General features: G+C 38.5%; 7 protein-coding genes. 5 read left to right on the top strand and 2 right to left on the bottom strand.

All coding sequences use genetic code 11. From position 1 onward, the window contains the following. The first annotated feature begins 19 nt into the window (after window positions 1–19). From E4F24_RS11975 to E4F24_RS11960, 4 genes are all read left to right on the top strand, one after another. A complete protein-coding gene (locus E4F24_RS11975) occupies window positions 20–1,270 on the top strand; it encodes a competence/damage-inducible protein A (RefSeq protein WP_140939093.1) in 1,251 nt (416 codons plus the stop codon). Window positions 1,271–1,378: 108 nt separating this feature from the next. Next, window positions 1,379–2,719 (top strand): dihydrolipoamide acetyltransferase family protein, encoded by a 1,341-nt coding sequence (locus tag E4F24_RS11970; protein ID WP_140939091.1) that lies wholly within the window; start codon window positions 1,379–1,381, stop codon window positions 2,717–2,719. Between the two features lie 194 nt (window positions 2,720–2,913). Further along, a complete protein-coding gene (gene cls / locus E4F24_RS11965; protein ID WP_140939089.1) occupies window positions 2,914–4,407 on the top strand; it encodes a cardiolipin synthase in 1,494 nt (497 codons plus the stop codon). A 140-nt stretch (window positions 4,408–4,547) separates the two neighbouring features. Next, window positions 4,548–7,262 (top strand): carboxypeptidase-like regulatory domain-containing protein, encoded by a 2,715-nt coding sequence (locus E4F24_RS11960; RefSeq protein WP_140939086.1) that lies wholly within the window; start codon window positions 4,548–4,550, stop codon window positions 7,260–7,262. Window positions 7,263–7,304: 42 nt separating this feature from the next. On the opposite strand, the gene E4F24_RS11955 is transcribed toward E4F24_RS11960, so the two are convergent. Together E4F24_RS11955 and E4F24_RS11950 are read right to left on the bottom strand one after the other, a co-directional pair. Further along, window positions 7,305–8,321 carry a YihY/virulence factor BrkB family protein gene (locus E4F24_RS11955; protein ID WP_235891217.1) on the bottom strand — a complete coding sequence of 339 codons (1,017 nt, stop codon included), beginning with the start codon at window positions 8,319–8,321 and terminating at the stop codon, window positions 7,305–7,307. Beyond that, window positions 8,305–10,071, bottom strand: a complete 1,767-nt coding sequence (locus tag E4F24_RS11950; protein ID WP_140939084.1) for an AMP-dependent synthetase/ligase — start codon at window positions 10,069–10,071, stop codon at window positions 8,305–8,307. The genes E4F24_RS11955 and E4F24_RS11950 overlap by 17 nt, the downstream gene beginning before the upstream one ends. A gap of 378 nt (window positions 10,072–10,449) precedes the next feature. Here E4F24_RS11950 and E4F24_RS11945 point away from each other — a divergent pair, with 378 nt between their 5' ends. Then, a complete protein-coding gene (locus E4F24_RS11945; protein WP_140939082.1) occupies window positions 10,450–10,953 on the top strand; it encodes a hypothetical protein in 504 nt (167 codons plus the stop codon). Window positions 10,954–10,976 lie beyond the last annotated feature (23 nt).

Below are 10,976 nucleotides of genomic sequence, written 5' to 3'. Positions count from 1 at the left end.
TTTTTGGTAACTATGTGCTATGAACGCTGATATCATAACCATAGGAGACGAAATTTTACTTGGTCAAATCGTGGATACCAATTCCGCGTGGATTGCCCGGTATCTAGGAGAGGCAGATATTGCTATCCGCTGTATAACCTCAATATCTGATCGTAAAGAAGATATTTTAAAAGCATTGCTGGAGGCTTCTCTACGTTCGGATATTGTGATTGTAACGGGTGGCTTAGGTCCCACAAAAGACGATGTAACCAAGGAAACTATTTCACAATTTTTTAAGTCCCCATTCGTTCGAAATCAGCAGGTACTCGATCATGTTAAACAACTCTTTCTGCGCATAGGTCGTGGTGAGATGCCAATATCCAATTACGCACAAGCCGATGTGCCGGAATGTGCACAAGTTTTATTTAATGATGTAGGTACTGCTCCCGGCATGTGGCTGGAAAAAGATAATAGCTGCTTCGCGTTTTTACCCGGGGTTCCATTTGAAATGAAGTTTTTAATGGAAAAACGGGTAATGCCAAGATTGAGGGCTATGAAAAGCCATATACACGTTTATCACAGTCATATTCTTACCGTAGGATTAGGCGAGTCTTTTTTGGCAGAACAAATCGGCGATATTGAAGAGTCTTTACCTCATTATATTAAATTAGCCTATTTACCCAAAATTGGATTAGTGAGACTGCGACTTTCGGCTACCGGAACAGATGTGAAATTATTACAAACTGAGACGGAAAACTTTGCAAATCGTATTTCGGAACGACTAAAAAAATATGTGGTAGCGAATGAGGATATTTCTTTGGAGGAAGCGATCATCAAAAATTTTGGTGAAGCCCATTTGAAAATTGCGTTTGCAGAGAGTTGTACCGGAGGTGCAATTGCAAGTAGTTTGACTCAATACACCGGAGCAAGTAAAGTATTTGATTGTGGAATAGTGGCTTACGCAAATCATATTAAACAAGATGTGTTGGGTGTCAGAAAAAATACGCTTGACGAATTTGGAGCAGTAAGTGAGCAGACTGTTGTTGAAATGGCTAGGGGCGTGCAGTGCGTAAGTGGTGCGGAATACGGGGTAGCTACAAGCGGTATTGCAGGGCCTGATGGGGGGACACCTGAAAAACCTGTTGGCACAGTTTGGATAGCGGTAGCAGGTAAAAATGAAACGGTTACAAAGAAATTCCAGTTTAATAATGATCGACAAATAAATATAGAAAGAGGTACAATCCAGGCGCTCATTTTGCTATGGAATTTGTATGTAAAGGAATTGGTCTAGGTGTTGAAATTATATTTTGAATTTTGTTTAATTCTAAATATTTAATTTTTGTTTGCGGATATTTTACTCATAAATATTTAATTTAGGGGTTTTAAAGACGAAATCAATATGGGAATATATAAACTAGTGCTTCCAAAAATGGGGGAGAGTGTTTCTGAAGCAACTTTAACAAATTGGTTAAAGGCTGTAGGAGATACTATTCAAGAAGATGAAGCGGTAGTGGAAATCGCTACGGATAAGGTTGATTCTGATGTTCCTTCGCCCGTGACGGGTAAACTGAAGGAAATTCTTTTTCGAGAAGGAGAGGTTGCACAAGTGGGCGACGTGATTGCAATCCTGGAGGTGGAGGGTGAAAGTGCTGCTGAAGAAGTAGAACAGCAAAGAGAAGTACACGACAAGTTCGATGTTGTGACACCTGGTTTAGCCGTATTGGAAAATAAAGAACTTCTAACTCCGGAATCCTCACAGAAGGCTATAACAAATGACGACAGGTTCTATTCACCTTTGGTGAAAAGTATTGCACAACAAGAGGGAATTGCGCAGGATGAATTGGATAGAATTTTAGGATCTGGTACTGATGGTCGTGTTACAAAGCAGGATGTACTGGATTATATTGCTGCGAAAGGAGATTCAAATTCAAATCAATCATCTGCTCATATCGACTCAGTAGAGCCGATAATTCCTCCACGTAGTTCAAATGCAAACGTATCAACATCGGTTCAGGTTGTGAAAAGTATGAATGGAGACGAGATCATTGAGATGGATAGAATGCGTAGGTTGATTTCAGATCACATGGTTAATAGCGTGAAAACATCGCCACACGTTTTTTCGGTCGTAGAAGCAGATGTTACCAATCTTGTCAACTGGAGAAATAAAGTAAAAGATGTATTTAAGAAACGCGAAGGAGAGAATATTACATTTACTCCGTTGATTATTGAAGCGATAAGCAAAGCGTTGAAAGATTTTCCGATGGTAAATGTGTCGGTCGATGGATATAATATTATTAAGCGTAAACATATTAACATCGGAATGGCGGCAGCACTGCCAACTGGTAATTTGATTGTACCTGTTATAAAAGATGCGGATCAATTGAGTCTGGTTGGACTGAGTAGATCTGTAAATGATCTCGCTAATAGAGCCCGTGCCAATCAACTCAAACCGGATGACACGCAGGGAGGCACATTTACATTTACAAATATTGGCGCATTTGGAAATATTTTCGGAATGCCTATTATTAATCAACCTCAAGCTGCGATTTTAGCGGTGGGCACGATTAAGAAAAAACCTGCCGTACTCGAAACGGAGCATGGCGATGTAATTGCCATAAGGCAAATGATGTATATCACCATGTCCTATGACCATAGGGTCATAGATGGAGCGTTGGGTGGTACATTTATAAAAAGAGTCGCTGATTATCTGGAAAATTGGGATTCTGACCGAACGATTTAAAATCATATAAAAGCTTCCATATTTAATACGGAAGCTTTTATATTACTCCATGCTGGCGCGAACCTTGCCCCATTAAGCAAGTACCCCTTGTCGCAGCAATAGCTATTCCGGTTTTCAATTACATTTAATTCTGATTAACTTTAGGAAGTTGAGTAGCTTATTTGATAGAATAGCTGCCACATTAATCGCTGAATATGCAAAATATCGTACTGACTGAAAAAATACAGGAGTTATTTCATATACTGCATGACTGGTATTGGTTGCCCGCATTATTGCTATATATCGGCGTAATCAGTACTCTTCTAATTGAAAATAGAAATCCGAGCAAAACTATGGCTTGGGTTCTTGTTATTGTATTTTTGCCTGTTTTCGGCCTCATACTGTATTATTTTTTTGGACAAAAGTTCTCCAAAGTAAAAAAGATGAAGCGGATTAATCAGCGGCAGGCGGTACGGTTAAAAAAAGAATGGGAACGCTTGAATCCTATAATGGAGGAACTTATCCATGATATTCGTGATGACATAGGCGATCTTTCGCGGGTTTTTACTTTTTTAAAGAATGAAAGATTATCGTCACCCACGATGAATAATACGGTGAAATTGTTAGTAAACGGAGAGGAAAAATTTGCATATTTTATAGAGGCGCTTGCCGCAGCTAAACATTCTATCCATTTGGAATACTATATCTTCGAACCGGATAATATCGGGCTTCAGATTTTGAATATTTTAGAGAGTAAGGCAAATGAGGGTATTGCAGTTAGGCTTGTTGTAGACAGTTTTGGTTCCCCGGCTTTGGTTAGATACATGAAATGTGCCAAATCGAATATTCAATTTAAAGCGTTTTTACCGGTTACATTCTCTTCTCTGGCAAATAGTAATTATCGAAATCATCGAAAGGTAGCGGTAATAGATGGAGAGGTCGGATTTATTGGCGGGATTAATATTTCGGACAGATATATCAATGATCCAAAAAACGATAATTCAGTATATTGGAGAGACACTTCGATACGTATTGAAGGGATGGCAATCAACATGTTGCAAGTTGGCTTTTGGCATTCTTGGAATCAAGCCGATGGCGAACCATTTATGCTTGAAAAAGGTTATCTAAAAGAACCAAGACAGTATCAGGATAGCAAAGAGGACGCAGCTGTTGCTTTTGTGTCAAGTGATCCTGCTTCCAAAGGACCGTTCAATATGGAGGCGATCCTTATTGCTTTGGGCGAGGCGGATACGAAAATCCAGCTGTGCACACCTTATTACATACCTAGCGATGAGCTGGCTTCTGTCTTAGTGATCGCAGCTTCATCGGGAGTGGAGGTTGAATTAATGATCCCGGCAGAATCGGACTCCTATTTTGTACATCACGCTTCGTTTTCATTTTTGAAACCGTTACTGGAACGTGGCGTAAAAGTTTATCTGTATAATAAAGGATTTATGCATGCAAAAACAATTACGGTTGATGGAAAGTTGGCTTTTGTCGGGACGGTAAATCTAGATATACGCAGTTTTTATATCAACTATGAGGTCGCAGCGGTAGTTTCGGATCAAAAATTATGTATCGAAATGGAGCAACAATTTGAAATCGACAAGCTGTCTTGTGATTTATTGACCTTAGATCTGTGGCAATCGCGGCCTGGTTGGAAGCGAGGAATCGACTCTGTCTGCAGGCTTCTTGCACCCTTACTTTAATCTGTTTAAAAATCTTAACTTCTTTTAAAGATTTGGAAAAATAAAATTCTTTATCTTTAGCTAAATTAAATGGTTGATCGAGAAAAGAGAAAGACGTGTCCTTTTTTGATGAATCATTTTATTTCTGTTAATTTAGTATTATGAAGAAAATCAAAAGTTTATTATTCCTTTTATTATTTGTGCTGATCATTTTGCCTGCTAAGGGGCAAGAATTACCTAAAATTCCAATTAATACTGTTGTAGAGCGTGTGCAAAAGTATTTTGGTGTTTATCCGGTAGAGAAAGTACATCTTCATTTTGATAAACCTTATTATGCAGTTGGTGATACCTTGTGGTTTAAAATGTATCTACACCGCAATTTAGTAGAGTACGACCCCAGTAAAGTAGGTTATGTGGAGATTATTAACGGAAGAGATTCCCTCGTGCAAACATTGCGGATTCCGTTAGATAATAAAGGTACCGGAAATGGATATCTGGTGCTTGATCCGCAATATGTAAAGCAAGACAACTATCGATTTAGAGCATATACAAAATGGATGATGAATTTTGATGGTTCATATTTCTTTAATAAAATCGTTCCTGTAGGTGATGCGATTAATAAAAAATTAGGAACGGCGATTACGTATATACCCGAAGGCAATAAAACTAAAGCACAGATTCAGTTTAAAGATGGCAGAGGCGATTTATTAAGCAGACGCAAAATCACTTGGGAGGCGATCGATGGATGGGATTCGTTTGACAAAGGAAAATCTGAAACTGATGATATGGGAAGAGCGACGATTACCTTCTCTTCAAAAGAGAAAGAACTGTTGAAAAATGGGCGTTTGATCGTAAAAGTCGAAGGAGAGAGTACGAATGCTTTGGTCGGTGACTTTCCGCTTAAAAATGCGCTGAAAGATACGGATGTTCAATTTTTTCCGGAAGGGGGAGACTTAATTGCCGGGGTTGCCAAAAATGTTGCCTTCAAAGCTATTGGGTCCGATGGAAAGGGCTTAGCTGTAAAGGGGGTAGTGATAGATGGTAAAAAAAATACAGTAGCGGAATTTTCAGATTTAGGTATGGGAATGGGGTACTTCTTACTACATCCTCAAGCGGGCGAATCCTATAAAGCGGTGATAACTATTCAAGGTGAACAGGACCGTACATTTGATTTGCCTGCCGTTAAAGAAGAGACCGTAAATTTAGTCTATCATAAATCGGATGATAAGGCTATTCAGATAGGTCTTGTTACCAGTGAAAATTATTTTTCGAAAATTCAAAACGCTACTTTTTATATTTTAGCGCAGCTAAACGGACATTTGGTTTACGCAGCACAGGCTACGCTAAAAAATTCATCCTTACTGATTTCTGTACCCAAAGAAGAATTGCCAAGTGGTATTATACAATTCACCGTTTTGACTCCTCAAGGCAAACCCATTAGTGAGCGGTTAATCTTTAATAATGGAAATTCTGAATTGAATATTCAGGTGAAATTAAATAAGCAGGATTATAGCAAAAAGGAAGCTGTTAAATTAGATATTACGAATATTTCAACGGAAAAATTACCTAGTCACCTTTCGGTATCCGTGATAGATGAAGCGAAAGTCCCGTATGATGACCATCAGGAAAATACAATTATAAGTAGTTTGTTATTGACCTCGGATTTAAAAGGATATGTTGAAAAACCTAACTTTTATTTTGACAAAAAAGTAGAAAATCGTGCCGAAGCACTGGATGCTTTAATGATGACTCAAGGATTCCGGAGATTTGATTACAATGATTTGATTGCTGAAAAATTTCCGCAAGTAAGTTTTTTGCCGGAGCAGGGTATTTCCCTATCGGGTACATTACGTCTGAATACAGGTAGACCGTATCCAAATGGGGGGCTGTTATTGTCGATCCCGGCCCGTTCTTTACGTAAAGATACCTATACGGATCAGAATGGACGATTTTCGTTTGAAAACTTAGTCTTTCCCGATTCTGTCAAAGTAACTATAAATGCAAGAAGTAATGACAATTACCGCAATTTGGTGATTAATATGGATCAATCTTTTTATCCCGCTATAGATCTGAGAAATCCTTATACTAGCAACGAAGTTCTGAATATAGATCAACAGCTTACTGCATACCTTACGAATAGTAAGAATGAGTATAGAACATCTGTTCTAATTGACGAGGTAACAGTTACCGGCGTAGTTAAACAGCAGCGTACAAGTAAGGAGTTTTCGGCTTTATCAGGACTATCGATGTCCGATCATCGTATAGAAGGAGAGCGTCTTAGCGGATGTAATATGTTGACGATGTGCTTGAGCTCGATGCTTACAGGGATCATATATGATTCGCAAACATTGAAATATTACATTTCCCGAAATTATAATCAAGGTAGCCGTGTTCCCGTACAGTTTTTCTTAAATGGGATGCCAATTGATGAGCCCTCGCTCAATTCCATTCAGCCCGCTGAGATAGAGGTTATTGAGATTTTTCTGCGGGATGATCTGGGGACAGTGAGCCGTATGTATCAAAATGACGGTGTAGTGTCTATCATTACAAAAAAGGACAAGCCAAAAGCACCACGTATGTCGTTGGCGGAAATAGAAGCCTTGTTGCCAAAATCTAACGTTATTGACATGTATCCGTTGGGCTATATCAAAGAACGTACATTTTACTCTCCAAAATACGATACCGATCAAAGTCGGAATACGAATGATTATCGCAGCACAGTATATTGGAATCCTTCTGTGGCGATTGATGAGAATGGACAGGTTACTCTGGAGTACTATAACGCGGATGGGAATGGTAAATACAAAGTAGTAGTAGAAGGAATAGATGATGCCGGAAAAATAGGCCGCGCAGTTTATTATTACAATGTGAAATAAGCAGTTTGATAGGTTAGGCGCTTAGCCGGGTCTATCGAACCACTATTGTACGGGCTCATTGTGCTTTTTGACGACTTCTCGTTTACCTGTTTCCGGATCAATTTCTAGTTCGGTTTGCTTTATAAGAACGGCGAAGGAAGAGGGTTGGATTCCATGTCCATATTTTATGGCATATTCTTTTGTGAATTCCGCTCCGAAATATAATATAGCTGATGAGTAATAAACCCATGCCAGAAGAATAATAATAGACCCTGCAGCACCATACGCTGTTGCAGTTGCATTATTGATCAAATAAAATGATATACCATATTTACCTATCATGAACAGGAGAGCCGTAAATAGTGAGCCTCCCAAAATATCCTTAAAGCGAACTTTTGCATCAGGTAAAAAAGCGAAAATAAAACCAAATAATACAGCGATAACCAGAAAAGTGATTCCTGTATTTAACCAATCCCACAATTGAATATTCCAATTTTCCAATAGCTTTTCCAAATGTGAGGTGAAGACACCAATAATACTACTAATTAGAAGGGAGGCCATTAATAGAAAACTTAAACCCAATATCATTGAAAAGGAAATGAGCCTGTTGATGATTAATTTTAACCATCCTTTTTTTGGTTTTGGTTTTACTTTCCAAATTTCGTTGATCGAAACCTGTATATCTAGAAATATGGTTGTCGAAGTGATGACCAAAGTGGATATACCGATGATCAAACCTATGTTAGATTTGTTTTCAAATGATATTTTCTGAATCGCTCCTTCCAGCAATATTACAATATCCCGCCCAAAAAGATGATTCAGTTCATCCATTACTTCTTCACGAGCGCCACCTGATGTATCCAGATGATTGCCATAGAAGAATCCGAGCGCCCAAATCAAGATTATAATCAACGGTCCGATAGAAAAGACAGTGTAATACGCTAAGGATGCACTGAGTTTCATGCACTTGTCTTCCAGAAATCCGTTTCCTGCATCTATTAATAATCGGCCAAATCCTTTTGCTTTTACTAAAAAAGATTCTTTCTCGGTTGTTGTATTTGCATTATTGGTGCTCTGCATATATTTCTTTTATTTGGCTCTCATATTTTTGTAATATAACCTTCCTCTTCAAAGATAATTTCGGTGTTAGCTCGCCATTGTCAATGGTCCATTCCTTCGTTAACAGTATGAATTTTTTAATTTTTTCCCACTGACCAAAATTGGAATTTGCTTTTTCTATTTCTTGCTGATATTTGGCAAGAACTTTATCATTTATTATGAGATCTTCTCGTGAAGTGCTGGATATCCCTTTGTAATTACTCCATTTCTCCAGCTCTTCATACGCCGGAACGATCAAGACAGCAGGAAAACGTTGATTTTCGCCGACTACCATTACCTGACCTATTAACGTAGATTCCATCAATTTGTTTTCCAGTACCTGAGGGGCGACATATTTACCTCCGGCGGTTTTAAAGATTTCTTTTTTACGATCGGTGATCCGTAAAAAGCCATCTTTTGTCAATTCGCCAATATCTCCGGTATGGAAGTACCCATCCTCATCGATCGATTCTTTGGTTGCTTCCTCATTTTTATAATAACCAGGTGTAATAGAAGGGCCTTTTACTAAAATTTCGCCATCTGACGCGATTTTTACACTCAGATTTTTAAGCACACGGCCTACTGTTCCGAATTTTACATCCGTTTCAACCCATGAGTTTACCGCGACTACGGGCGATGTTTCAGTCAGACCATAGCCTTCTAAGACTTTGATGTCTGCAGCCCAGAATACCCGGGCAAGACGCTCTTGTAAAGCTGCTCCGCCAGAAATAATTAATTTAATATTTCCCCCTAACGCTTCTTTCCATTTGGAAAAAATCAATTTGCGCGCAATACTTAATTTAAAGTTGTACCACCAACTGTTTAAAGGAGGCTCTTGATATTTATGGCCTAAATCCAGCGCCCAAAAAAACAGGGATTTTTTGATGCCTGTCAATGCCTTTCCTTTTTCTACCACTTTGTCGTACACTTTTTCTAAAACGCGTGGTACAGTGGTAAATAGGTCGGGTTTTACGTTGTTGATATCTAAAACAATGTTATCCAGATTTTCTGCATAGTAGATACGGAGGCCTTTCGAAATATAGAGATATACAACCATCCGCTCAAAAATATGGCACAGTGGTAAAAAGCTAAGTGCTTTCCTGTAATCATCTGTCAGTAGATGTGCAGAAGCATTTACATTACTTAGTATGTTTTTGTGTGTTAAATATACACCTTTAGGTTTTCCGGTGGTACCTGAAGTGTAAATCAGTGTCAGCAAATCTTGTTCATCCACGGCATCATTATAAGGTTTAAGGTCTGTCTCCTGGCTTTTTCCCAGTTCGATAAGCTCTTGGTAGTTTGGCTTGCCAGCGACATCCTCAAAGGTATAGACAGCAAGGCTAAGTTGACTTTCTGCTATTGCGGTGTCGACTCTTGCGGCTAGATCTGCATTGCTGACAAAGACATATTTTACATCTGCATCTTTTACAATGTATGATAAATCTTGGCTGGATAATGTGGGATAAAGGGGAACTGATGCAATACCTAACTGATTGCAGGCGAAATCTATGAAATTCCATTCAGGTCTATTTCCAGACATTAGCGCGATGCGGTCGCCTTTTTTTAAGCCTTTAGCCAACAGTCCTCTACTCAGATTGTCTACTATATGTAGTATTTCCTTTAATTCGTATTCACGCCACCCGTTTTCATGGCGTTTTGCAACAAGGAGTTGTTCAGAAGAAGCGTGAATATTGCCTTTTAATAAGTCGAATAATCTAGTTGCAGTACTCATATAGGTGGAATTTAATGTGTGTTTATAATTTGTTTTTGATCAACTGTTCTAAACTTAGAGAAATTTGCTTTTATTTGCAAGTATAATCGCATTGAATATACCAGCGGAGCGGCTTGAACTCCAAAGAAACAACGTTTGTAAAAAAACAAATTATTCATCAATGTGAGTTTTGATGGGATGAATGAGCGCTACGCGGTTTTCGATCCCTGCCTACCGGCAGGCAGGTCTCCTCTGTCTTGGGAAATTTATATATAGCGGGAATATAACAAAATAACTCTTTTTAGTGCGCATAAATTGTCACTAAATATATACCTATTTTTAATTTTATACGTTTAAAAATAGTATTACTTTTGACAGTTGAATATTTTAAATTTATATATGAAGAACACACTACGCAGTATTTTTTTATTAGGTACAGTTTTATTTTTTTGTAAAGATGCATTTGCCCAGCTTCCTAGCCAGCACGCAGTAGGAGCAAGATTCGGTAGTGCGACCGGTATTACTTATCGGTATACGTTGGCTGAAGATCGCGCAATAGAAGGTATCATGAGCGTGCAGAGTAATTCAAGATCAAGTCGTTTTAGAGTAATTGGTTTATACGAATGGCATAAACCCCTCACGGGAGATTTTTCGTGGTTTTACGGTGTAGGTGGCAGTGTAGGGAGTCATACATATAAGGCTTTTAAAAATGCAGCCGGAGATGAAATAAATGCTTCTTCAGAATTAGCCCTTAGTGTGGATGGTATTATAGGTGTGGAGTATAACATACCTACAACGCCTTTAGCCGTATCGTTAGATGTAAAACCATATTTTGATTTTATACAGGAAAGTTCAATCCGATTGATTGATCCTTTTGGGCTCTCTATACGGTATAAGTTTTAACAAAATAAAGGGTGATTTTTTAT

This window comes from Sphingobacterium lumbrici (assembly GCF_006476045.1).
In the GTDB taxonomy this organism is placed as follows: Bacteria; Bacteroidota; Bacteroidia; order Sphingobacteriales; family Sphingobacteriaceae; genus Sphingobacterium; species Sphingobacterium lumbrici.
The sequence above is the reverse complement of the archived record's forward strand: the minus strand, read 5'-3'. Positions and strand labels throughout refer to the sequence as shown.

Coding starts and splice junctions, on each gene's coding strand:
- E4F24_RS11975 (WP_140939093.1), top strand. CDS start 20: ATGAACGCTGATATCATAACCATAGGAGACGAAATTTTACTTGGTCAA.
- E4F24_RS11955 (WP_235891217.1), bottom strand. CDS start 8,321: ATGCAGAGCACCAATAATGCAAATACAACAACCGAGAAAGAATCTTTT.
- E4F24_RS11960 (WP_140939086.1), top strand. CDS start 4,548: ATGAAGAAAATCAAAAGTTTATTATTCCTTTTATTATTTGTGCTGATC.
- cls (WP_140939089.1), top strand. CDS start 2,914: ATGCAAAATATCGTACTGACTGAAAAAATACAGGAGTTATTTCATATA.
- E4F24_RS11945 (WP_140939082.1), top strand. CDS start 10,450: ATGAAGAACACACTACGCAGTATTTTTTTATTAGGTACAGTTTTATTT.
- E4F24_RS11950 (WP_140939084.1), bottom strand. CDS start 10,071: ATGAGTACTGCAACTAGATTATTCGACTTATTAAAAGGCAATATTCAC.
- E4F24_RS11970 (WP_140939091.1), top strand. CDS start 1,379: ATGGGAATATATAAACTAGTGCTTCCAAAAATGGGGGAGAGTGTTTCT.